Genomic DNA, 23,872 nt, shown 5'->3' with positions numbered 1-23,872 from the left:
CTGCTTACTTTTAACATCTTAGCATTTTCAAAATAAAATCAAGGCTACTAAATCTAAAAAATTTTGGCATTATTACCAATCATAAGTATTAATTTCTTGCCTATATCTGTGCTTAAAGATATATATTTGGTATTTATCTTGACTTGATTCTCAAAGTGTGCATATCTCTCTATAAATAAAATATGAGATTTTTTCTCAAAATTAATGACAATATTTTGCAGTTAGTGTATTCTAAAGAAAGAAGCTAAACTCCGACTAACTCGCAAATTTAGGCTGTGGGTTTCTAGTTTTACTGCAATTTTATGGCATTTTGAGGGCTACTCGCTTGAAATCTTCTAGCTCGGACACAGATAAAAAGCACGTTATTGATATAAGTTGGGCAGATCGTTGGCAGGTTTATCAACGCTTACAAGAGTTAGATGTAATTTGTGTTTGTGAAACTAACCAGCCTTTAATGGTAGAAATAAATAACCCCACCGCAGCTATACAACTTTGGAGTGTAATTCAACAATTCACTGCTTCTCGTCAAGACTTGATTAAGAATCTTGAAGCTTGTTGGTGGAAAACGTCGGAACTGTGATTTTTTTGATTCTTGTGATTTTTGTGATGATGATTTTTTACTTCTGACTCTTAACCATTATTTATAGTGAATGAGAAAACGTCGGAACTGTGATTTTTGTGATGATGATTTTTTTTACTTCTGACTCTTAACCATTATTTATAGTGAGCGAAGTTGAACCATGAGTATATCTACTAATGCAGCAGTAACGGAATTTTGTTTTGAAGGCAGATTTTTGGATTTTGTCATCAAGGATGGATATAAGCTAAAAGGTTTGTTATTGGGAACTTCTGAGGGTGAATGTTATATAAAATTAGCCAAGCATTTACGGAGTGCTTTTGATTTGCGTTTACCTCAAGGGACTTGGCTGCAAGTTGTGGGGACAAAACAATACAACGCGAAAAAAGATCAGGTAACTCTGGTAGGGGAACGAGTTATGGCTGCAAGTGCTGATATGGGAACAGTTGCAGCGCAAATTCCAGTTAAGACGAAACCAGCTAAAACGCAAACAATTCTAGTTTGTCAAAAATCTGATTGTATGAAACGTGGTGGTAAAGCTTTGTGTCAAGCTTTGGAGTCGGAGTTAATAAATAATGGTTTAGAAGATTCAGTCACTATTAAAGGGACTGGCTGTATGAAAAACTGTAAAGCTGGTCCTAATTTAGTGATGCCCGATAAAACTCGTTATAGTAAAATAAAAGCTGAACAAGTTCCTGCTTTGATAGATAAGCATTTTCCTGGAGACATTCGGGAGAAAGCAGAGGATATGAGGGTAAATATTCCCAGCTTTGTGGAAGTTTAGTGAATTACTCTTCAAAGTATTGCTAATATATTCAGCAAGATATCGCTGTCAAATAATACCTATTTCAACTATATTTCTCCTCTAGATAATTAACATAAATTTCCTCTGGATTTTCTGATTCTAAGCGAATTACACCTATTAGGCTTTGTGTCCAGGGGTCAAGTTCAGATAAGGTTTCTAGGCTGGGTTGAGGAGGAATAGAAGATAGTGTTTCTTGTTGAATTGATGCTAGTAAGGTTTGTACAAGAGTCCAGCGTTCTTTGATTGGTAATTCTAATACCTGTTCTGGCAATTCTTGTAATTTAATCATTACTTTGCGGTTAACTTGATTATTCACTATTTTAACAGATAACAATGTTGGGTTTATTTGCGCCTTTCTAAATTGCAACAGAAGATGCAGTAAGGGATGACAAGAAAATCATTACTTCTTGTATTAATGGATGTTGTTGTAATATCTTAATTTCTTGATCATTTATATTGCTAAATATTCTCTCACTAATTGATTGTTCTTTACCTAAGACTGTCTCTAAAAATTCTTTAGGTTTACTTTGAGCAAATTTCCATTCTAAATCATTAAATTGACGTTGGGAAATTTTTTCAATTAATGGTTTATTTTGGAGAAATATAATTTCCATTTCGGGAATAGCTAAAGATACTTGAAAAGGGGTTTTAGCCGCAGCACGACGTAATAAATAATTAACTAAATCCCTTTTTTCAAATATTTGAGATTCGTTATCTGTATTAGCATCTAAAATTAATATTACAGGAATATGTCTAGTAGCAATGAGGGAACTTGCTAATGATCTTACTTCATACTGACTGTCACCTACTACTATTTTCACATCTTGAATTAAATTTTTAGGTAGTAATTTTTCTAGGATTTCTTGGTTTTTATTACCTTCTAATACTATATAAGATAAAGTCATGATAGAACCTCTGTTTTAATGTTATAATTAGCTAGTCCTTGTTCAACACAAATACGATATTTTTTGATTAATGCTCTACGTATACACTCATTTTCTAAGGAATATTTAATTTCTTCTCCTCCCCACAATAGAATAGTTTGAGGTGCAACAAATCCGGCTAAAGTTTCCGATGCTTCTGTAAATCCACTACGACTAAATATACTCCCAATAGTGGCTGCTGGTCTGCGTAATAGTTGATTTCTTAGCTTGGCTATAGGTTCAATTTTAACAGGTTTTGCTGTGTCTTTACATTCTATTATACAAGATAAGCCATCTGCATAAACTACTCCGTCAATTTGTTCTATTTCTTCTCCATCTAAATACACGCTGTAAGGCCAGGTTACTTCAGCGTTGTTAATTTGAAATGCTCGTAAAACGAGATATTCTAACGCTTTACCTGCATCCCAATTTGGTGTATTACCTGATTCAATTTCTGACCATAATTTGATTAAATCATCCCAGTTATAGCTGGTAATTCTTGCTTTATATTCTGCTTCTGTGGTCATGATTCTATCTGATGTGTCGTATGTTATAGCTTATTATCATTAATTTTACGTTACGCTGTTATTGATTATTGTTGGGTTTCCTTGCGTCAACCCAACCTACTAAATTACTACATTATAAGCATTTCCATTTTCCCAAAAGATCCCCGACTTCTTTTCAAGATTTTTCTAGTCAACAAATAATTAATCTTAGAAGTCGGGGATCTGAAAAATGAAGTGCGGAATATGGGTTATAGAGGATAAACTATCTGCATAAACTACTCCATCTATTAAATTAGCTCATTATCTGATAAAAATTAAATTAATAGAGATAAAAACTAGGTTACTATCAATTAGTAACCTAAACAATCATTTGGTAAAAGATTCAAGATAAAATCTCTATTTTATTGTTCAGAGAGATGAATTGTTGAATCGAGAACAGCAATTAAAGGCTTTTGCATCTGTTTTGAGAAAGCTTGTTTTTGCACCACAAGCCAAACCCGAAGAGAACAGTGCTACCAACAACAGGGAGCGCGTCGGTTTCCCAGGGAACTGCTGTGACAACGACATTATCCAAAGCAGGCCCATAGGGGGTATTATCGAGACTGGCAAAGGAAAGGGTAGTACTATTACTACTGGCTACAAAACCAAAGGTTTTGGACAACCATCCCATATTCGCGAAAGTTTTCCCCGTAACATCAAAAGTAAAATTCTGGGAACTTCCCCCAGCCGACACCTTTAATGTTTTAACTGTTGGATTACCATCCAGATTACCAGCCAAATCGAAGCTAACTGAATACGGAGTTCCTGGCTGAGTCACAAAAGTTTGTGCGATACTCCCAGCTTGCAAATGATTTAAATCTAAACTAAAACTACCATTGGAATTCTGCCACAATGTGTTGATATAATCAATAGCTCCACTGGTAACTGTCCAATCATTAATGGCAGTTGAATTAGTAGGTACGGTTACAAAAGGAAAACCACTACCTAATGATGAATTTTCAAAGCTACCATTTTTGATCAAATTGATGGCTGAGGCAGGATTGGTCGCTAATAAAAAAGAAGCAGAGAAACCAGTTAGAGTAAGAATCTGAAACAGTGTAATGGGAAATGTTTTCATTGTAATTATGAAGATACAGCAAGTTCAGCTTGAGTGAGGTACACCTTATTAGTATGATAACTCATACTACGTATTTGTAGCAACTGCTGATGCTACACCAATTTAAGTGTTGAAGCGGTTTTTAACTAACCACTCCAGACACAGACAACACAGAAACCAGAATAGTCATCTATAACTAATTCTCAATTAGTCTTGTTTTATTTGATAGGATTTAAAATTGCTTATGCAGTAAAGATAGTTCTTCCTCGTCGGTACTATGCTAACACGGTATTGGCTTCGTGTCAAGAGATTTCTTTCTTTTAAACGCGAAAAAATAATGTTTTTGAAATCTGATCATGTAGCGAAGCCATATTATCCTATTTATTTACTGCTAATAACTGGGAGTTTTCTAATCTTGACAGCCACTTTTCTAAATAAACTTGAATGGCTTTTTTCTCAGATAAATCTTGAGTATCTAAGGGATAAGGTAAAAGTCCTAAAATCGCGGCGCTAGTTACACAAAACATCGACTTTTGGAAACTCATACAAATTTGTATTCGCAAATCATCTTCACTTCTGAGACTGCGACGATAAATATTATGTAAATATTCTGGCAAATAATGACGCATATCTTGCATTAATAATGTGGGAGGAATTCCTGCACCACCAATAGGTAAAGGATCTGCGTATAATGCACCATATTGAAATCGAGATTGATCTGGAGGAACTTGATATGCTTGAGCGTTTAAAGACACTGTTCCTAAAAATGGTGTACCTCTAAAAAATACGGCTTCTACATAGGGAACTGCGGTATCTGCAAGGAAGGTTAAACCAACTGATTTGGGAATCAGATCATAGACTTTATCGCCAATTTTGACACTGTATGTAATTGGTGTCATTGCATCTGCAACTAAAGCCAGTTTAATATGTTCTACAACTTGGGGAATTGATTTAATTTGTCCGTTGTCATAGCGATCTGATAGACTCAGAAACATATCAGCCATGACTCGCCAAAATTGACCTAAACCAGTATAATAAGCGGAGACTCGTAACTGTTCTATTAAGAATTCGGGAAACAGTTCATTAAGTCCCAAAATCAGGGGATTATATTTAAATTTAGCAGTAATAACAGCTTTTGCTCTATCTTGAAATTCTTTAGTATCTAAATATGCGTCTAAACCACCACCACCATGCCACATCATGGTTTTCATGCAATATTCGGCATATTCAAAATTAATCCGATCATGCCATAAATGACGGATTAATTTAGCAAAAGAAACATCACCATCAAAATATTTAAAGAAGGGAAAAAATATTAAAAATTGATGTTCAGCAATGTAGATAAGATTTTTAGAATAAGCATCTAAAACCACTCCATAACTTTTAAGAATGCCAACAACTTCTAAAACGTTTTCGGGACTATCTTTGAGTAATGCTTCTCCAGTTTGTAAGCGGTGAATATATTCAGCTAGAGGGTTGTAGGTGGGATTTTTTTGAGTTTTCATGATGTCAATTCTCCTGGAATTCAACTGTCTTAACTATGATGTTTGGGATTTTTTTGATTTGTTTGATGATCTGGTTGTGGTGATTATCGGCCTCCACTGTCTTAACTATGATTTTTGGGATTTTTTTGATTTGTTTGATGATCTGGTTGTGGTGATTATCGGCCTCCACTGTCTTAACTATGATTTTTGGGATTTTTTTGATTTGTTTGATGATCTGGTTGTGGTGATTATTTTTCTCGGAAAGTTAAGAATCCAATAGTTCCCGACTTGCTACTAGATGATGATTATTCGTTTTTACCATTGTAGTAATTGTGGCTTGGGTATAATGGACTAACCAATTAGGTTGAATGCCGAAAATAACGATCGCTACTGCTAGAATGATGGCAGGGATGCGATCGCTCCAATACACACAAGGTAAGTTCATCACTGCTGCTGATAACCGCCCAAAAAAGGCACGATTCAGGAGAATTAGGAAGTAAACCGCAGTTAAACCATTTCCGAGCATTGCTAACAATGTTTGTACCGGAAAAACTGCAAAACTGCCCCGAAAAACAATAAATTCGGAAATAAATCCCACCATTCCCGGTATACCTGCACTGGCCATAACGGCAAAAATCATTAAACTACCAATAACTGGTAAACCTCGTTCTGGGTTTAATAGTCCCCGAATGACATTTAAATCTCGACTACCAGCTTTTTTGTAAACAACTCCCACCAACAGAAATAACATAGCGGATATTAATCCGTGACTAATCATTTGCATTACTGCCCCCAAGACGCTGAGGGGTGTGGATGCGGCTGCTGCTAACAAGACATAGCCCATGTGGCCGATAGAACTATAAGCCACCATTTTTTTCATGTCTGTTTGCGCGATCGCACAAGATGCCCCAAACAAGACGCTAACTACTGCCCATGTAGCTAACCAAGGTGCTGCATAAGCCCAAGCATCTGGCAATAAATTCATGCCAAATCGCAGTAAGCCATAAGTCCCTAATTTTAATAATATCCCAGCCAACAGCACAGATATGGGTGTGGAGGCTTCCACGTGGGCATCTGGTAGCCAAGTATGGAAGGGAACGAGGGGGATTTTAATACCAAATCCTACTAAAATGCCGACAAGGAGTAAAATTTGCGTTGCTAAGGGTAGAGATTGGCAATTTAAGGTTGCTAGTCCAAAACTGGTAGAACCACTCAACCAAACCATTCCTAAGAAACTGGCTAAAATAACGATTCCTGAAAAAGCTGTATAAATCAGAAATTTCGTCGCTGCATAACCTCGTTTTTCACCTCCCCAAATCGCAATTAGCAGATATAGAGGTATTAATTCCAGTTCATAAAACAGGAAGAATAATAATAAATCCTGTGCTAAAAATGCTCCAGTTACTCCAGCACTTAATAGCAGAATTAGAGAGTAGTAAAATCTCGGACGTTGTTGGGATTCATCGCTGCTATAAATAGCAATACAGGTTAATAATCCATTAAGAATTAATAAAGGTAGTGATAAACCATCTATCCCCAGATTGTAGTTTAAGCCAATAGCATCTACCCAAGGTAAGGATTCAGCAAATTGTTGACCAATTTCTCCAGGGTTAAACTGAGTTGCTAGGAAAATACTCCATGCGAAAATAATCACGCTAAAGACGAAAGCAATGATTCGGGATAGTTTACCAGAGATGGTAAAAGGATAGAAACCAATAAAAGCCGCACCAATTAACGGCAGTAAAATCAATGTACTCAGCATAGAAGTTGGGGAGGTTGGGGAGGTTGGGGAGGTTGGGGAGGTTGGGGAGGTTGGGGAGGTTGGGGAGGTTGGGGAGGTTGGGGAGGTTGGGGAAGAATATTACCAATTACCCATTACCAATTACCCATTACCAATTACCCATTACCAATTACCAATTACCCATTACCAATTAGCCATTACCTAAAAAGGCAATTTGTCGAATAAACCCAATGAGAAACTAATGGCAAAACCGAGGATGCTAATGACAATGAGGATTGTTAGCATATAGCCTTGGGATTGACCAGAAATGCTGTATTTCAAACTTTGTCCGCTAAAAATCGCAGCAAAGCCGATTAAGTTGACTAGACCATCTACCAAAAAGCGATCGCTCCACGCGGATATCCTCGATAACAGCGCCACAGCACTTACAATCGTTAAGCGATAAATGCGGTCTATGTAAAAATCATAGCCTAATAAATCTTGGATAAATCTCCAAACCAAAATTCTCGATCTTGACCAGGCTTTGTGGAGATGAATTGTTGCGCCAATAGTTACTCCAGCAACCGTAGAAGCGACTAAAGATCCAACTATATACCAATCGAGGCTTTCCCAACTAGGTAATAAATACCATTGCTGTAGCATCAGCGGTAATAATAGAGTGAGTATAGTTAAAGTTACCATTGGTAATGCCATTGGCCAGGCAACTTCTGGAGCGCGGCGGCTTTTGGGTTGGGGTTGTCCCCAAAAAACTAACCGGAATACCCTAGTTAAATTCAAAGCCGTTAAGCCATTAACTAAGATTAAAACCACAATTACCCAAGGGCTAATTTTGACTAAGCCATCAGCCCATGCTATCATTGCCCAAAAACTGCCCAGTGGTAGTAGTGTTACCATACCTGCTGAACCGACGACAAAAGCCGTGGTTGTGGCTGGCATTCTTGACCACAAACCCCCCATTTCTGTCAAGTCTTGAGTTTGGGTAGTGTAGATAACTGAACCAGAACTCATGAATAACAAGGCTTTGGCAATGGCATGACTCAGAAGTAACATTAACGCCACTCCACCCTGTTCCAAGCCTACCGCTAAAAATACCAATCCCATGTAAGCACTGGTGGAATGGGAGAGCGATCGCTTAATATCAATTTGGGCAATAGATACCAATGTTGCTCCCAATGCTGTCATTATCCCCAGCACCACTAAAGTATTTAAGGCAATGGGGGACAAAGATAATAATGGTTGAACTTTGTAGAGAAAATAAGCACCCCCACCTACCACTAGAGAGTTTCGCATCACCGAAGCTGGGTTCGGTCCTTCCATCGCTTCGTCTAACCACAGGTGCAGGGGAAATTGGGCGCACTTACCCGCAGGACCAGCAATTAAACCTAAACAGAGTAAAGTTGATGTGACTGGATTTAAATCAGCAGTTTGCGCCCACTCATACAAATCCGAAAAATTTAAGCTGCCGGCTAAAGTAGAAAGAGTCACTACAGCCATCAATAGCAACAAATCTCCTACCCGCTTCGTTAAAAAGGCATCTCGCGCTGCGGTCACTACCAAGGGTTGAGCATACCAAAATCCGACCAGTAAATAAGTAGAAAGGGTGAGAACTTCCAGCAAAGCATAGCTGAGAAACAAGGAATCACTAATTGCTAGACCGCTGAGGGCGGCTTCAAAAAATCCCACCAGACCAAAAAACCGGGCTAAGGACCAATCTTTTTCCATGTAGCCTAGTGCGTAAATTTGCGCCAACAGACTTAATCCAGTAATTAAAACTGTCGCCCCCACACTGACTACGGAAATTTCTAAAGCAAAAGATAATTGAAAATCAGCAGCTTGAAACCAAGTAATTACTAAATTTTCTTGATCCCGATTCCAGATATCTTTAAATACTAATAAACTATGGACAAAACCTAAGATGGTAGTCAATAAGTTCAAGTAGGCCGCAGGTCTTGGTCCTGTAAGTTGGATGATTCCTATGCTCCAAGGCAAAGTTAAAATTGCCCCTAGTAAGCTATAAAGAGGCACGAACCAACTTGTTAAAAATAGAAACTCATTCATCTAATATTTTCCTTGACAACTCAGTTCCGATTCTCTTAAACAGCCTTTAAATAATCATTTGCTCAAAAAACAATATCTTTGAGAAAATCTATGTTTTCTTAACTTTTCTTAGCTCAATATGCCTAAGCACATTTACTTTAGATTAGCCTATTGTTGAGCTATTAAATATAATTTAACATTTTAGATATTCTAATAATTGTTGAACAACATTTTTTATTTTTCTGCTTTTTTTAAATTTGTTTTTTAGGTACGTTGGTAAAATTTGCAGATTTTTACCCACTGTTTATGGCAATAGCGAATCACAGGAAAGATATAGCCAGTAGCTCGTCTGTCCCATATATAGCACTCACCAATCCTCCTCATCAAAGAATTAGCTTGGGCTATGAACTATAGTAATTCTCAAACTGATAAAGAAATTATAAAGCATAAGTTGTCACTGTAGGGATCAGTAAACTTTAATGTCACAAAAGACCCTATAAAGTTTTGTTAACTTTTTTTAATCTATTTTATTACAAACTATTATAGTAATTTATGTTGCCAGGGATGCCAAGGTTTCATAAGCTAAGATGTGGCGGTATTTTGGAATCAGGATGAGCATCCCCGTCCAAAATTTCCATCCATAGTTCTAATTCGATTAATTTTTTAGGAGTTCTGCGATGCCAATTGCAGTTGGAATGATTGAAACTAAAGGCTTTCCCGCAGTAGTAGAAGCTGCTGACGCAATGGTGAAAGCCGCCCGTGTGACTTTAGTAGGATATGAAAAAATTGGTAGCGCTCGCGTTACAGTCATTGTCAGGGGAGATGTTTCTGAAGTGCAAGCTTCGGTAGCTGCTGGCGTTGAAGCGGCAAAAAGAGTCAACGGTGGTGAAGTGGTATCTACCCATATCATTGCTCGCCCCCACGAAAACTTAGAATATGTCTTGCCAATTCGTTATACAGAAGCCGTAGAACAGTTCCGCGCTTAGTTTAAATCTGGTACAAGTAAAAATTTAATTTAAGGACAAAAACAAATGTCAATTGCAGTAGGAATGGTAGAAACTCTAGGCTTTCCAGCCGTAGTCGAAGCTGCTGATGCCATGGTAAAAGCTGCTCGTGTTACCTTGGTTGGTTATGAAAAAATCGGTAGTGGTCGGGTAACAGTTATCGTGCGTGGTGACGTTTCCGAAGTTCAAGCTTCCGTAGGTGCGGGAGTGGAATCAGTTAAGCGTGTTAACGGTGGACAAGTGCTATCTACCCACATCATTGCTCGTCCTCACGAAAACTTGGAATATGTCCTCCCCATTCGTTATACCGAAGATGTAGAACAATTCCGGGAAGGTGTTAACACAATTCGCCCTTTCGGTAGAAGACCATAATTAATAATGCAAATTGCCAGAGTTCGTGGCACAGTAACTAGCACCCAAAAAGATCCCAGTCTGCGGGGTGTGAAGCTACTAATGTTGCAATTAATAGATGAAAATGGCAATCTCCTGCCAGTATACGAGGTAGCAGCCGATAACAGTGTAGGGGCAGGAGTGGATGAGTGGGTACTTGTCAGTCGTGGCAGTGCTGCTCGTCAATTATCAGGTAATGAACAACGACCGTTAGACGCAGCAGTAGTGGCAATTATAGACACCATTTACGTTGAAGATCGTGTAATTTACAGCAAAAAAGACCAGTATAGATAGTCAGGGAAGAGGTAATGGGTAATAGGTGATGGGTAATGGGTGATGGGTGATGGGTGATGGGTAATAGGTGATGGGTAATAGGTGATGGGTGATGGGTGAAAACTTACCAATGACCAATGACCAATGACCAATGACCAATGACCAATGACCAATGACCACTGACCAATGACCAATGACCACTGACCAATGACCACTGACAAAAAGCTTATTTCAGGAGGAATCTCGCAATGGTAGTCCGCAGCACGGCGGCACCCCCAACCCCGTGGTCAAGGAGTTTAGCAGAACCAAACATTCATGAAACTGCATTTGTCCACTCTTCTTGTAACCTCATTGGTGATGTCAATATAGGTGCAAATGTAATTGTTGCTCCGGGGACTTCGATTAGAGCCGATGAAGGGACACCTTTTTGTGTTAGTGAAAATACTAATATTCAAGATGGTGTCGTTATTCATGGGTTGGAGCAAGGCCGAGTCATTGGTGATGATGGCAAGGAATACTCAGTATGGGTTGGGAAAAGTGCCTCCATTACCCACATGGCACTGATTCATGGACCTGCTTACGTTGGCGATAGTTGTTTTATTGGCTTTCGTTCTACGGTATTTAATGCCAGGGTGGGTGCAGGTTGCATTGTCATGATGCACGCCTTAATTCAGGATGTGGAAATTCCACCGGGTAAATACGTAGCTTCTGGATCAGTAATTACTACCCAGCAGCAAGCGGATAGATTGCCAGATGTCCAAGTGCAGGATCAAGAATTTGCTCACCATGTAGTCGGGATTAATCAGGCTTTGCGGGCTGGTTATCACTGTGCTGCGGATAGCAAGTGTATTGCGCCTATTCGGGATGAACTTAATCTTTCCGTAGCTAAATTTTATACAAGTACAAGCATTGAAGTCGAAGAGTTAGAAAGGAGCAGTGACGTGGCGAGCTATAGCTTAGGTGCAGAAACAGTAGATCAATTACGTTATCTACTAGAACAAGGATTTAAAATTGGCACAGAACACGTAGACCAAAGACGGTTTCGGACAGGTTCTTGGCAAAGTTGTCAAGCCATTGCAACTCGGTCTTTAGGTGAAGCTGTTTCTGCTGTAGAGTCTTGTTTGAGAGACCACAGCGGCGAATATGTGCGTCTATTTGGGATTGACAACAACAGAAGACGGGTATTGGAAACTATTGTTCAACGTCCTGAAGGTGTTGTTGCTGGTATATCTAGCTTTAAAGCCCCTGCTGCTGCATCTGCTGGCAGTTACAACGGTAATGGTAATGGCAACGGTACTGCTGTTGGTAGTGCCAAACTGAGTGCGGAAACTGTAGATCAAATCCGTCAACTTTTGGCTGGTGGTTTCAAAATTGGGACAGAACACGTAGATGAGCGCCGTTTCCGTACAGGTTCTTGGGATACCTGTCAACCAATTGAATCTAATTCGACTCAAGCAGTTGTGTCTGCTTTGGAAGAGTGCATTGAAACTCATCAAGGCGAGTATGTACGTTTAATTGGGATTGACACCAAGGCTAAACGTCGCGTATTGGAAGCAATTATCCAAAGACCAAACGGACAAGTAGTATCTTCTGGTAGCACCAAATCATTTACCAGTACAAGTTCTGGAACTGCAACTGCAACGGCGACAGCTACCAGCACCCGTTTAAGTAGTGAAATAGTCGGTCAATTGCGCCAACTGTTGTCCAGTGGGGCAAAAATTGCAATTGAACACGTAGATCAACGCCGCTTCCGCACAGGTACTTGGACAGTTGCGGGTCAAATTCAGGCTACATCTGAAAGAGAAGCGATCGCTGCTTTAGAAGGATATGTTTCTGAATATCCAGGCGAATATGTGCGTTTAGTTGGTACTGACCCCAAAGCCAAACGTCGCGTACTAGAAGCAATTATCCAACGTCCATAAAGAGGCAGGGTGCAGGGTGCAGAGAGTAGGGGAGAACATTTTTTTCCTTCTTCTTTCTAACCACTGACAACTGACAACTGTACGGGCGAAGCATTTGGAGAACTATTTTTGGCAATGACCGATAATTTATCTTCCAAATGCTTCGCCCCTACTGACAATTGACAACTGTACGGGCGAAGCATTTGGAGAACTATTTTTGGCAATGATCGATAATTTATCTTCCAAATGCTTCGCCCCTACTGACAACTGACAACTTCCGGCTTCCGAGGTAATAAATTCCATGTCTGTATCGCTGCTACGCCTGGGCGATAGATTTGATGCTCATATTCATGGCGACGTGATTATTCATCCCAGCGCGGTATTAGCTCCTGGGGTAGTTTTGCAAGCAGCTACTAATAGTAAAATTGTGATTGGTGCTGGTGTATGCCTGGGTATGGGGTCAATTCTCCAAGTAAGTGAGGGTATTCTAGAAATAGAAGCAGGCGCAAACCTGGGAGCCGGTTTCTTGATGGTTGGTGAAGGCAAAATTGGGGCTAATGCTTGTATTGGTGCAGCGACAACGGTTTTTAACTGTTCCGTAGCACCAGGTCAAGTTATTCCCTCTGGTTCAATTTTGGGAGATAATAGTCGGCAGATTGTTGAACCTTCAGCGGTACAACTAGAATCTACCAATCCTCCCCCAGACAAACCAGAGGAATCAGCCGAAAAAATTGAATCTCCTCATTCTCAACCAGAGAAACCAGAGAAACAGGAAAAAGTATTTTCCTCAACTCAACTCTCGGTTGCGGCTTTTCTGGAGTTTAAACATCAATCTACGCCTGTATCTCCACCTTCACCTACACCGAAAAGCCAGTCTCCACCAGAGTCAGAAACGGCTGTGGTGGGTGATGCTACGTCGCTTGAAACTACGCTCCCAGAGTCTACAGAAACTACCACTGAGGACATAAAACCCAGCGAGTCTGATCTGGAAACTCACAATATTTTTGGCACGCAAATTTATGGACAAGGTAGCATAAATAGGCTGCTGAGTACATTATTTCCCCATAGACAATCTTTGGGCAACGAAAACTCTAACAATTCTTCAGGTTAAGTGTTAAGTATGAAGTGTGAACTTAAGTCCATATTGAAATGCTAGTTTTCATTCTTCTATGATTGAAGACGCTATATGAACCTTATCCTGGAAAATTTAAATGGAAACATATAATCAAAACGCTTTGAGTACCATTCACGCAGCAAGTCGCCGTGATAGCCTCAAAGATACTGCTTTGGGTATGGTATCAACCCTCAGTTTCCCCGCTATAGTTGGCACGGCTGACATGATGTTAAAGTCGGCTGGAGTCCACTTGGTTGGTTATGAAAAAATTGGTAGTGGTCATTGTACAGCAATTGTCCGAGGTGGCATTGCTGATGTCCGCTTGGCTGTGGAAGCTGGTGTACAAACGGCTGAACAGTTTGGCCAGTTGGTTTCTAGTTTGGTGATTGCGCGTCCTTATCCTAATTTAGATATAATTCTACCTATTAACCGTCTGACTCGATTTATGGGAGATGGTGGTGGATACAGCCGTTTGAGTAATCAAGCCATTGGGTTGGTGGAAACTCGCGGATTTCCCGCTATGGTTGGCGCTTGTGATGCTATGCTTAAAGCTGCTGATGTGCAATTAGCATCCTATGAAAAGATTGGTGCTGGTTTGTGTACGGCAATTATTCGCGGTTCAGTGGCTAATGTAGCTGTAGCTGTGGAAGCAGGTATGTTTGAAGCGGAACGCATTGGTGAGTTAAATGCAGTTATGGTGATTCCTCGGCCATTAGATGAGTTGGAGGAAACTTTACCTGTGGCTAGTTGCTGGCTGGAAGAACGTCAACCAGTTAATATACCTATTAATATTAAAGATAAAATAACGGATGTGGAAGCGATAGAGTTGCCTGATTTGGCAAAACTGCCTGTGAGAGTTAAGGAAGAAATTTGGAATGATGAATAATGAGCAGCTATTTTTTCTACATACCAATCATGTGACTTTAACCTAATTACCTCTGCTCGATCTTTGACTTTTTGTGGTAAATCCCTTGTTCTTAGGTTCAACAGGGTTTTATCTTGCTCACGAGTTAAAAATACCCCTAAACGAGCGCCCATATTTTAATTACCTCAGTAGATTGATTTTCCGTATTTACTCATAACTCACATTAGCAATTACCAATTACCAATCTCCAACTGCTATGATAGCTACCCACAATCCCGCTGTTTTTGTTTTGGTGATTGAACCAGATGAAACCTTGGCTAATCAATTAGCTTTTGATTTGCAAGAAGCTGGCTATGATGCCATTGTGACCCATGATGCAGCCAATGGATTAAAATACTGTAGTGATGCTTCCAGGAATCAAAGTCATCGCCAACCTGCTTTAATTGTTGTAGACCGAATGCTCGTCGGTGAATCAGGACTATCTTTGTGTAAAAATCTCAGAAATATCGGCAATCGTTCTCCTATACTGGTTCTGATGGCCAGAGACACAGTAGATGATCGGATAGCTTGTTTAGACGCTGGTGCTGATGATTACATCCTCAAACCTTACCGTTCGGAAGATTTGTTAAGGCTGATTCGTCTGTATCTCAAACCTGATATTGATACCGCAGAGCAATTACGCTTTGGGGATCTGATTTTAGATATAGGAACCCGTCGGGCTTTTTACAAGAGTAAGGCCATTGACTTAACCATGAAGGAATTTGAACTCTTAAAGTTCTTAATGGAACATCCCCGTGAAGTATTAACTCGTGAACAGATTTTAGAAAATGTTTGGGGTTACGACTTTACGGGTGAGTCCAATGTCATTGAAGTATATATTCGTTACCTCCGGCTCAAAATTGAAGAAGAAGGTCAAAAACGCTTAATTCAAACTATACGCGGTGTAGGTTACGTACTCAGAGATTCGTAAAATCTATAAAATCTAAATTTGTAGGCAATTTTGCAAAAATTAAGTAAGATAGTCAGAATCTAAATTGCATAAATAATTTAATTAGTGATTTGGTAAGAGGTGATTAGTAAAATCATCACTTTTTCCCTATTCCCTGTTCCCTATTCCCTAGACAACTTATGGTTTCTTGGCTTAGTTTATGTTCAATATTACTTAGTATATTACTGATGGGCTGTTCATCACCTACCACGGCTCAATCTCCAGTCGTAACACCGGAATCATCAACCCAAACACCAGTAAATACTGGACAAAATCTGCCAATTTCTGCTGAAGCTATACTTCCTAAAAATATAAAAATTCAGTTAGAAGTAGCACGAACACAAGAACAGCAACAGATGGGTTTGATGTATAGACTAGCTTTACCAGATAACCGAGGAATGCTATTTTCTTTTGCGAACCCACAACCAGTAAAATTTTGGATGAAAAATGTACCTGTTGCCTTAGATATGGTATTTATCCAAAAAGGTGTAGTTCAGTACATCCAAGCATCTGCTCCTCCTTGTGGCATAGAACCTTGTCCCACCTATGGTCCTAATGTACTGATAGATCAAGTAATTGAACTGAGGTCAGGACGAGCCGCAGAACTAGGTTTAGATAAAGGAGATCAGGTCAAAATTGATTTCCTAACTTCTGATATTTCTCAGTAAACAGGATCAATATTTTCTGACAATGATCCCGGTTGGATATAGCAGAAGTCTTTATTCTGAATTTTTATCGAATACAGAATTGTTTTGTCAAAAAAAATATTACCTAACCTGGCACAAATAGTAGTAAAGAGGTTAATATTTAGCAGTAACTTGAATAACATCGGATTTTAGTTTTTTCCAGTTAAAATCACAACTCAGGGTTGAGTAGCAAAAATCTCTCTTTTGACGCAAGTGTAAATAGTCGTCAATAGAGGAATATAAGCTATGAAATCTTTTTTACTTAAACCAGAACAAAAAAACTTGAATGATGTTAGTGTCACCATTAACATCATGGTTAAAGTATTACCTAAATATTATCCTGATGGAACACATAAGTCACTGTATTAGGGATTTCCCCCGTGATTGTAAGTACCTTGGTTTAGTAGTACATTCATGTAGGTTAATACTTTACAAAAAAGGTTATTTAGAAAATTTTTTTATACCACCTTTAACTTTTATTTACTTACAGCAATGTGACAAATAAAATACTGGTTATACAATACCCACAAAATTAGATAAGCAATCTATGATCATCAATTCTACTCAAGGAGGTAAGATACAAATGACACCATCAAGATATTCTCGGCTAATTAATTTTCTCCAAGAAGATTTGGCAATTTCCGCCGCTTCCCTAGCTGTAGCATTACGTAACCGTGATCAAGATCCTGGTTCTTTAACCATGACTCTTTGGCAATATGGGTTAATTACTCTAGAACAGTTAGAACAAATTTATGATTGGCTAGAGACTGCGTAACAATTGACAATTGACAATTGACAATTATCAATTATCAATTATCAATTACCAACCTAATAACTATGAGGCAAAAACTTTTGCTGCTGCTGCTATACCAGCTCCGGGGGTGAAGTTTTCATGACCAACTTGTGGGAGGACAACTTCTAGGGAAGCGATACAGCTAAGAATATCTCTATCGCACACAAAACCCAGATGACCTATGCGGAAAATTTTATTACTCAGATGGTCTTGTCCACCTGCTAAAGCAATATCAAACCGTTTTTTCATCAAAGAGCGAATTTTATCTGTTTCGATGCCTGGTGTGGCTACAGCGGTAATGGCAGGACTGGCACATTCATCAGCAGCAAACAAAGATAAATTCAACGCCTTCATAGCCGCACGAGTAGCATTTTTTTGGCGTTCATGACGGGTAAAAATGGATTCTAATCCTTCCTTTTTCATCATTCCCAAGGTGGTATGTAGTGCCACCATTAAGTTGACGGGAGGAGTAAAGGGGGTGGTATTTTTAGCAGTGGCTTTCCGATATTTACCTAAATCTAAATAATACTTAGGCAATTTTGCGGTTTTATAAGCCTCCCAAGCTTTAGGACTGACAGAGACAAATCCTAAACCTGGGGGAATCATGTAACCTTTTTGTGAACCAGAAGCGACTACATCCAAACCCCAAGCGTCTACAGGGACATTGTAAGCCCCTAAACTGGTGACAGCATCCACAATAATTAAAGCCTCTCCATGTTCTTTAACGTGGCGGTTAATAGCTTCTAGGTCATTAATGACACCTGTTGAGGTTTCGCTGTGGGTGATAATGACAGCTTTGATTTCTTTGTTGGTATCAGCTTGGAGTTTAGCTGCAAATTGGGCTGGGTCTAAGGGTTGTCCCCATTCTGCGGTAACTGTTTCCACATTTAAGCCAAAAGCTTGACCAACTTCTACCCAACGTTCCCCGAATTTACCATTAGAAGCGACTAAAATGCGATCGCCTGGAGAAAGAAAATTAATCATTCCCGCTTCTACGGCACCCGTACCGCTGACGTTTAACATCAATACATCACTGGCGGTTTGATGTAGCCATTTGAGGTTTTCTGTCACCTCTGCCATCATGCTACTAAATTCACCGCTGCGGTGACCAATGGGGTGTTTAGCTAATGCTAGTAAAGCAGCTTCTGGAACTGGGGTAGGACCAGGAATCATCAGCATCAATTTATCGTCCATGTTTGTGTCCTAGTTGAAAATTTCAATACAATCCAAATTAACCGCTACAGGGGATAAAAACACAAAAAAAACCTACTAAAATTTTTCGTAGGAATGCCAGTTAAAAACTGTTAATTAACCCCGCTGTTGCAGGGCTGGGTTTTTGTTCAGGTGGAAATAGACATTCATCAGGAGCAATCCACTTTATCACCAAAATGATTAATAGACCAACGGTGATCAATGCTGAGAGAAGAAGATTGAAAACTTTCTTCTAGTCGCTTTTGTTGGGATGCAGCTTTTCGCATGGTAATAATTAGTTGATTAACTTGATTGCGGAGGTCTTGGTTTTGACCCAGAGAAGTCATGGTTTGTCTTTCTAAAAGTTGAAGTATAAGTTCGTAATGGATAGGAGAAGGTAAAGGAATTGGCTCCATGTAATTTATTGTGAAGTTGTAACTTAGGGATGTTTAATTTTTAATTTAGTTAAACTTTAGTTAACTCCAAATTAATTGTTACACAAGAAATAAATAATTGCAGTTATTCAGTCACAGGCTAGAGGAAAAATGAGGATGTAAACCCTTGTTTTATATGGCATTTAAGACTGTGATTAAGCAAAGAGATTGGCTATTGCTAATTGAGGATCTGGTTGTTTTACCAAGGACTCACCAATCAGTACAGCGGATGCACCTGCTTTTTTAACTACACTTAAATCCTCTGGGTGATGCAATCCTGATTCGCTGACCACAAGAATGTTTTTTGCTTGTAATTGTCCACCTCTATCTGTGAGTAATTGACAAGTTGTTTGTAAATCAACAGAAAAATCCTCCAAGTTGCGATTATTAATCCCGACTAAAGAAACATCATCTAAGGCTAACACCCGATCTAATTCTGCTAAATTATGCACTTCTATTAAAGCTGCCATTTTCAAGTTATTAGCAATTTTGATAAAGTATTGCAAATCTTGATCATTAAGAATTGCTGCTATTAATAAAACTGCATCTGCTCCATGAATTCGCGCCCAATACATTTGGTAAGGATAGATAATAAAATCCTTGCACAGTAAAGGTAAATCTACCGCTGAACGGACTAAGGATAGATTTTCAAAACTACCTTGGAAAAATTTAACATCTGTTAGCACAGAAAGACAACTAGCTCCACCTTTTTGATAAGATTGAGCGATCGCTACTGGGTCAAAATCCTCCCTAAATACCCCTTTACTGGGAGAAGCTTTTTTGACTTCAGCAATCAAAGCCGGATTAGTTTTACCTTGACGCAAAGCATTAACAAAATCACGAGTTGGTGGTGCTGATAGGGCTTGTGTTTGCAATTCCCGCAAAGGTAGCCTTTCTCGCATTTTCTCAACTTCTGTTTCTTTCTGCCAGACAATTTCTTCTAGAATATTATTTGGTGCAGCCCCTTCTATAGCGGATTGATACTGAAGTATAGAAATATTAATAACTGGGCTAGGTGAACGACGACGGATTTGCATATTTGTCAGTTGTCAGTTGTTAGTTGTTAGTTGTCAGTAGGGGCGAAGCATTTGGAAGATAAATTATCGGTCATTGCCAAAAATAGTTCTCCAAATGCTTCGCCCGTACAGTTGTCAATTGTTAGTTGTCAGTTGTTAGTTGTCAATTGTCAATTGTCAGTTGTCAATTGTTAGTTGTCAGAACAATGTTCCAAATCTCATCAGCTAGTTTCTTAAGCTAATTGGTAAACTTGCAAATTCTCGAAGTCAGATTTCGCCATTTATTCAACTGACCACTGACCACTGACAATTGACTAACTTACTAATGCCCGTTTATAAGCTTCATCTAAAACTTCTGAAAGCGTTGGATGAGCGTGAACCAGGTAAGCAAGAGTTTGGATAGATTGACGATTAGCAATAGCGGCTGCGGCTTCGTGAATTAAATCCGAGGCGTGGGGACCAAAGATATGTACACCTAAGACCTCGCCAGTATCTTTGCGATAAATTACCTTCGTCATTCCATCAGTATCATTTTCCGCCAAAGCCTTGGAATTACCTTTAAAGTAACTCTTACTGGTGGCGACTTCAAAACCTTGAGTTAATCCTAAAGCATGGGCGGCGGTTTCTGTTAAGCCCACATAACTAACTTCTGGATGGGTAAAAGCAGCCGCAGGAATGCTGCGATAGTCAACTGTTTTCTGACGACCCAAGATATTTTCTACAGCAATGATCCCTTGGGCAGATGCCGCATGAGCTAACATCATTTTGCCGGTAGCATCACCAATAGCCCAGAGATGGGGGACAACTTCCCCGTTGGCCAATACCGCCATATTATCATTGACAGGAATAAAATTGCGGCGATCAAGTTCAACGCCAACGGATTCTAAGCCAAGATTTTGAGTAGCAGGAACCCGACCGGTAGCGACTAAACAAGCGTCAACTTCGAGAACTTCTAAATCTTCTTTAGTTTCAAAGTCAGCTAACTCAATGACTACTGGTGAACCAGGAATGACTTTTTTGGCGTAAATACCGACTTTGGTTTCAATATCGCGGGGATTAATTAAAACCCGTTCTGCCAGTTTAGCAATATCCCGATCAAATCCTGGCATTAACTCACTGAGGGCTTCAATTAAGGTAATTTCACAACCTAAAGCCGAGTAAACATCAGAAAATTCTAAGCCGATATAACCGCTACCAATAATCGCCACCCACTTGGGTAGAGTTTCTAATTTAACGCCTTGGTCACTGGTAAATACAGTTTTGCCGTCTACTTCAATTCCAGGGGGAACGAAGGGGACAGAACCAGGGGAAAGGATGATATTTTGGGCGGTGATGGTTTTCTCACCTTTATCTGTGACGATGGTAACTTTTTGTGTCCCAGATACCTTGCCCCAACCTCGGATAATCTCAACTCCCAAGCGTTTGAGACTGTTGGTTAAGTCCCCTTGAATTTTGGAGACGAGATTGTTAGCATGATCAGCGATCGCTTGCCGTTCAAACTCGACATTGCCAATCTGTATTCCCAAAGACTTGAGATGATGGGCATTACGTAATTCCCTCACCTTTCCTGAAGCCGCGAGTAATGCCTTAGAAGGAATACAACCCCTGTTTACACAAGTTCCTCCCATATCTCCAGCTTCAATAATTGCTGTTTTCTGACCGCAACTGATAGCGTGTAAAGCAGCACCATGACCACCCACACCAGCGCCGATAATCACTAAATCGTAATCAAATCCAGGACTCACTTTTATTTCCCCGTTATCTTCGCCTATTATCAACTTAACTTTTTTATGTAACTTTCTCAAATTAACAAAAAATAACGGAGAAGCTCTTGTGTCTCCCCGTTATTTTTTGTTAATGTGTGATTGGGTTTGAGATTAGTTGACCGCTGCTCTCAATTCTTTTAGCGCTTTACCAATTGCCACAAAATCTTGGCTTTGTGAAAGCGCTTGCAAAGTCACCGGACTACTTTGTTGAATAATCTGGTTGTAAGTATTAATACCATTATTCAACTGGTTAATATCTACATCCGCATTTCCTTGATTGGGTACAATCCTACTGAGGATTACTCTCAAATTATTTCCTAAGTCTGCATTAACACCTGCATTACTTAGGAAATTTGTCAAGTTATCAGATGCGGTCTGTCCAATTGATCCGCCTTGCAAGAGGGCTACTAAAACTCCAGAATTGTTGCTATTTAATAGGTTAAGAGCAGCCGCATTTAGTTCTCTCTGAGTGCTTTTTATTCTAATCCTCATTGTCCTTCCGGCTGGTGTGCGGATGATGCGAATAGAAGATGCTCTAGGTATAAGAGTTTCTCCAGAACCTGAAGGATTCTGATCATTTCCTTCATTATTATTGCCACCATTGTCGGCATTGTTAGCTGTCTCTTCACCAGCACCACTCTGACCACCAGCATTCCCGCCACTAGCACTGGTATTCTCGTCGGGATTACCATTGTTAGCTGTCTCTTCACCAGCACCACTCTGACCGCCAGCGTTTCCGCCACTGGCACTGGTATTCTCATCGGGATTACCATTGTTGGCTGTCTCTTGATCAGCGCCACTCTGACCGCCAGCATTCCCGCCACTGGCACTGGTATTCTCATCGGGATTACCATTGTTGGCTGTCTCTTGATCAGCGCCACTCTGACCGCCAGCATTGCCGACACTGGGATTAGAATTAGTATTACCATTAGAGCCAGTAGTTCCACCGCCACTCTGACCACCAGCAGTTCCGACACTGGGATCGGGGTTGGAAATAGTATTACCACTGGTGCTAGTGTTGCCACCGCCACTCATGCCACCAGCAGTCCCCACACTAGGACTCGTATTAACTGGTCCAGGAGCGCCACTCATACTCCCGGCTGTACCCAGACTGGGCGAAGTTTGGGCTGGGCTAGAGGTCTGCCAATTGAGCGCCAATAGGGGAGTGAGACTGAGGGCAAGAATAAAAGTTCTGATTTTTAACATGGTGATTTTCTCAAAATTGAAGTGTTTATTTAGGTAAGAAATTGAATCCATAGCCTACACTTAGAACAAAGACTGTGCCGCCTTGGCTAGTATCAGTAAGATCCGCGCCGACGGCATTAATGGTCAAGGGAATAGTAGATATAGGTACGAAAGAAGCCCCAACATTTAAACCAACTCCACTCCAGCCCATACCTACACCTATTTGGGGATGAACTTGTACCCCAACTCCAGCAAATACACCTGTACTTGCATCACCTGTGCGGAAATCGCCACCACCGGCTCCTACGGAAAAGGAGATGGGCATTTTATTAACAGTATCCTTAGGCTTTAATAGGGAGTAACTTGTGACCACACCATAGACACCGGAAGGTCTCACTGTTTCTCCACCACCAACGTGCGATGCAAAAGTTCTCCAGCCAGCAGCCGCGGCTATTTGAGTGTTGTTTTTAGCATAGATAATGCGGTTGGCTTTGAGGTCAAAAGTTCCATTTGCACCAAAACTCTTGATACTGCCAATGTTATAGCCAAGTTCTAGACCGATTAGTTTCCGGGCATCTCCTAACCCAAAACCCATACTAATACTCCCGTCTGGTTGAGTTCTAGCTTTACCGGTGGTTGCTGCGGATGCCCCTATAAAAACGTCACCCCAGGTAGCTCCAAAGGCGCTTGGCGTAGCAAAGGTAAGTGAAGGAGAGTAAGTACGTTTGGGTGGAATTACTTTGACAAGGGGATCAACTAATAAATCTTGGCGTAATTTATCAGCATCAATTTGACTGTTATTGACAGGGACTGGAGTCTCTGTTTGAGCAATGATCCCTGCTTCTTTTTGCTCAAACAGAGATTTAACCTTCTGCCTTGATTCTACGTTTTTCGCTAACACCTCTTGCAGATCCGGTAAGTTAGTTTTTAAGGCGGCTTGATTAGTTATTAATTCCTTACTGCTATGGGTTTTAGACGCTATCTCATCTGTTGCATAAGCAGGGGTAACTGAAAGAGTGGTGGTAGCCCATATATAGCCTAACAAAGTTGTACCTATGAACTTTAGCCAATTTGGGCGTAATAACATACATAAAAGT

General features: G+C 40.0%; 28 protein-coding genes. 13 read left to right on the top strand and 15 right to left on the bottom strand.

What is annotated here, in order from left to right:
• Positions 1-325: 325 nt before the first annotated feature.
• On the top strand, positions 326-580 hold the full coding sequence (locus BMF77_RS16420) for an Asr1405/Asl0597 family protein (protein WP_148764257.1): 255 nt from the start codon (positions 326-328) through the stop codon (positions 578-580).
• Positions 581-740: 160 nt separating this feature from the next.
• The gene (locus tag BMF77_RS16415) at positions 741-1,361 is read left to right on the top strand and encodes a (2Fe-2S) ferredoxin domain-containing protein (RefSeq protein WP_148764255.1); all 621 of its coding nucleotides are present in this window, start codon (positions 741-743) and stop codon (positions 1,359-1,361) included.
• 64 nt (positions 1,362-1,425) lie between these two features.
• On the opposite strand, the gene BMF77_RS16410 is transcribed toward BMF77_RS16415, so the two are convergent.
• From BMF77_RS16410 to BMF77_RS16390, 5 genes are all read right to left on the bottom strand, one after another.
• Positions 1,426-1,698: a hypothetical protein gene (locus BMF77_RS16410; RefSeq protein ID WP_148764253.1), complete on the bottom strand. Its 273-nt coding sequence runs from the start codon at positions 1,696-1,698 to the stop codon at positions 1,426-1,428.
• Between the two features lie 40 nt (positions 1,699-1,738).
• Complete coding sequence (locus BMF77_RS16405) at positions 1,739-2,287, bottom strand: hypothetical protein (protein WP_148764251.1); 549 nt, start codon at positions 2,285-2,287, stop codon at positions 1,739-1,741.
• Positions 2,284-2,832: a restriction endonuclease gene (locus BMF77_RS16400; RefSeq protein ID WP_148764249.1), complete on the bottom strand. Its 549-nt coding sequence runs from the start codon at positions 2,830-2,832 to the stop codon at positions 2,284-2,286. Before BMF77_RS16400 ends, BMF77_RS16405 begins: the two co-directional genes overlap by 4 nt.
• A gap of 421 nt (positions 2,833-3,253) precedes the next feature.
• Positions 3,254-3,928: a choice-of-anchor C family protein gene (locus tag BMF77_RS16395; protein WP_148764247.1), complete on the bottom strand. Its 675-nt coding sequence runs from the start codon at positions 3,926-3,928 to the stop codon at positions 3,254-3,256.
• A gap of 356 nt (positions 3,929-4,284) precedes the next feature.
• On the bottom strand, positions 4,285-5,412 hold the full coding sequence (locus BMF77_RS16390) for a CO2 hydration protein (protein WP_148764245.1): 1,128 nt from the start codon (positions 5,410-5,412) through the stop codon (positions 4,285-4,287).
• On the opposite strand from BMF77_RS16390, the gene BMF77_RS16385 reads away from it, so the two are divergent.
• A complete protein-coding gene (locus tag BMF77_RS16385; protein ID WP_148764243.1) occupies positions 5,411-5,671 on the top strand; it encodes a hypothetical protein in 261 nt (86 codons plus the stop codon). The two genes, BMF77_RS16390 and BMF77_RS16385, sit on opposite strands and share 2 nt — an antisense overlap.
• On the opposite strand, the gene BMF77_RS16380 is transcribed toward BMF77_RS16385, so the two are convergent.
• Positions 5,657-7,153: an NADH-quinone oxidoreductase subunit M gene (locus BMF77_RS16380; protein ID WP_148764241.1), complete on the bottom strand. Its 1,497-nt coding sequence runs from the start codon at positions 7,151-7,153 to the stop codon at positions 5,657-5,659. The genes BMF77_RS16385 and BMF77_RS16380 overlap by 15 nt on opposite strands.
• Before the next feature lie 180 nt (positions 7,154-7,333).
• Entirely contained in the window at positions 7,334-9,190 is a 1,857-nt protein-coding gene (locus BMF77_RS16370; RefSeq protein ID WP_148764239.1) for an NAD(P)H-quinone oxidoreductase subunit F, read from the bottom strand.
• 656 nt (positions 9,191-9,846) lie between these two features.
• On the opposite strand from BMF77_RS16370, the gene BMF77_RS16365 reads away from it, so the two are divergent.
• The 3 genes from BMF77_RS16365 to BMF77_RS16355 are packed head-to-tail and all read left to right on the top strand — an operon-like array spanning position 9,847 to position 10,857.
• Entirely contained in the window at positions 9,847-10,155 is a 309-nt protein-coding gene (locus BMF77_RS16365) for a carbon dioxide-concentrating mechanism protein CcmK (protein ID WP_015080434.1), read from the top strand.
• Positions 10,156-10,200: 45 nt separating this feature from the next.
• The gene (locus tag BMF77_RS16360) at positions 10,201-10,545 is read left to right on the top strand and encodes a carbon dioxide-concentrating mechanism protein CcmK (RefSeq protein ID WP_015080435.1); all 345 of its coding nucleotides are present in this window, start codon (positions 10,201-10,203) and stop codon (positions 10,543-10,545) included.
• A gap of 6 nt (positions 10,546-10,551) precedes the next feature.
• Positions 10,552-10,857, top strand: a complete 306-nt coding sequence (locus BMF77_RS16355) for a EutN/CcmL family microcompartment protein (RefSeq protein ID WP_015080436.1) — start codon at positions 10,552-10,554, stop codon at positions 10,855-10,857.
• Here the strand turns inward: BMF77_RS16355 and BMF77_RS16350 are convergent, their stop codons facing one another.
• A complete protein-coding gene (locus BMF77_RS16350) occupies positions 10,858-11,037 on the bottom strand; it encodes a hypothetical protein (RefSeq protein ID WP_148764237.1) in 180 nt (59 codons plus the stop codon).
• A gap of 47 nt (positions 11,038-11,084) precedes the next feature.
• Between BMF77_RS16350 and BMF77_RS16345 the strand changes: the two genes are divergently transcribed.
• The gene (locus BMF77_RS16345; protein ID WP_148764235.1) at positions 11,085-12,758 is read left to right on the top strand and encodes a ribulose bisphosphate carboxylase small subunit; all 1,674 of its coding nucleotides are present in this window, start codon (positions 11,085-11,087) and stop codon (positions 12,756-12,758) included.
• Between the two features lie 126 nt (positions 12,759-12,884).
• Here the strand turns inward: BMF77_RS16345 and BMF77_RS16340 are convergent, their stop codons facing one another.
• Positions 12,885-13,040: a hypothetical protein gene (locus BMF77_RS16340; RefSeq protein ID WP_246862940.1), complete on the bottom strand. Its 156-nt coding sequence runs from the start codon at positions 13,038-13,040 to the stop codon at positions 12,885-12,887.
• On the opposite strand from BMF77_RS16340, the gene BMF77_RS16335 reads away from it, so the two are divergent.
• The 5 genes from BMF77_RS16335 (at position 13,039) to BMF77_RS16315 (ending at position 17,165) form a co-directional block, all read left to right on the top strand.
• Positions 13,039-13,848 carry a transferase gene (locus tag BMF77_RS16335; protein WP_148764233.1) on the top strand — a complete coding sequence of 270 codons (810 nt, stop codon included), beginning with the start codon at positions 13,039-13,041 and terminating at the stop codon, positions 13,846-13,848. The two genes, BMF77_RS16340 and BMF77_RS16335, sit on opposite strands and share 2 nt — an antisense overlap.
• Positions 13,849-13,948: 100 nt before the next feature.
• Entirely contained in the window at positions 13,949-14,737 is a 789-nt protein-coding gene (locus BMF77_RS16330) for a BMC domain-containing protein (RefSeq protein WP_148764231.1), read from the top strand.
• Between the two features lie 235 nt (positions 14,738-14,972).
• Entirely contained in the window at positions 14,973-15,686 is a 714-nt protein-coding gene (gene nblR / locus BMF77_RS16325) for a response regulator transcription factor NblR (RefSeq protein WP_148764229.1), read from the top strand.
• Between the two features lie 158 nt (positions 15,687-15,844).
• Positions 15,845-16,372 (top strand): DUF192 domain-containing protein, encoded by a 528-nt coding sequence (locus BMF77_RS16320; RefSeq protein ID WP_015080441.1) that lies wholly within the window; start codon positions 15,845-15,847, stop codon positions 16,370-16,372.
• A 565-nt stretch (positions 16,373-16,937) separates the two neighbouring features.
• Positions 16,938-17,165, top strand: coding sequence for a DUF2949 domain-containing protein (locus BMF77_RS16315; protein WP_015080442.1), 228 nt, complete (start codon positions 16,938-16,940; stop codon positions 17,163-17,165).
• Between the two features lie 60 nt (positions 17,166-17,225).
• On the opposite strand, the gene BMF77_RS16310 is transcribed toward BMF77_RS16315, so the two are convergent.
• From BMF77_RS16310 to trpC, 3 genes are all read right to left on the bottom strand, one after another.
• A complete protein-coding gene (locus tag BMF77_RS16310) occupies positions 17,226-18,377 on the bottom strand; it encodes an alanine--glyoxylate aminotransferase family protein (RefSeq protein WP_015080443.1) in 1,152 nt (383 codons plus the stop codon).
• A 167-nt stretch (positions 18,378-18,544) separates the two neighbouring features.
• Positions 18,545-18,790, bottom strand: a complete 246-nt coding sequence (locus tag BMF77_RS16305; protein WP_015080444.1) for a DUF5340 domain-containing protein — start codon at positions 18,788-18,790, stop codon at positions 18,545-18,547.
• A gap of 173 nt (positions 18,791-18,963) precedes the next feature.
• The gene (trpC, locus tag BMF77_RS16300) at positions 18,964-19,845 is read right to left on the bottom strand and encodes an indole-3-glycerol phosphate synthase TrpC (protein ID WP_148764227.1); all 882 of its coding nucleotides are present in this window, start codon (positions 19,843-19,845) and stop codon (positions 18,964-18,966) included.
• A 30-nt stretch (positions 19,846-19,875) separates the two neighbouring features.
• Here trpC and BMF77_RS26810 point away from each other — a divergent pair, with 30 nt between their 5' ends.
• Positions 19,876-20,019, top strand: a complete 144-nt coding sequence (locus tag BMF77_RS26810; RefSeq protein WP_168204450.1) for a hypothetical protein — start codon at positions 19,876-19,878, stop codon at positions 20,017-20,019.
• A 119-nt stretch (positions 20,020-20,138) separates the two neighbouring features.
• Here BMF77_RS26810 and lpdA read toward each other — a convergent pair whose 3' ends face one another.
• The 3 genes from lpdA to BMF77_RS16285 form a co-directional block, all read right to left on the bottom strand.
• On the bottom strand, positions 20,139-21,569 hold the full coding sequence (gene lpdA, locus BMF77_RS16295) for a dihydrolipoyl dehydrogenase (RefSeq protein WP_148767037.1): 1,431 nt from the start codon (positions 21,567-21,569) through the stop codon (positions 20,139-20,141).
• Between the two features lie 132 nt (positions 21,570-21,701).
• Positions 21,702-22,796 (bottom strand): hypothetical protein, encoded by a 1,095-nt coding sequence (locus tag BMF77_RS16290; RefSeq protein WP_148764225.1) that lies wholly within the window; start codon positions 22,794-22,796, stop codon positions 21,702-21,704.
• A 25-nt stretch (positions 22,797-22,821) separates the two neighbouring features.
• A complete protein-coding gene (locus BMF77_RS16285; protein ID WP_246862939.1) occupies positions 22,822-23,862 on the bottom strand; it encodes a hypothetical protein in 1,041 nt (346 codons plus the stop codon).
• Positions 23,863-23,872: the final 10 nt, after the last annotated feature.

Origin of the sequence: Dolichospermum sp. UHCC 0315A (assembly GCF_008121535.1) — a bacterium.
GTDB classification, from domain to species: Bacteria; Cyanobacteriota; Cyanobacteriia; order Cyanobacteriales; family Nostocaceae; genus Dolichospermum; species Dolichospermum lemmermannii.
Note: the sequence above shows the minus strand (reverse complement) of the source record. Positions and strands in the feature narration are given on the sequence as shown.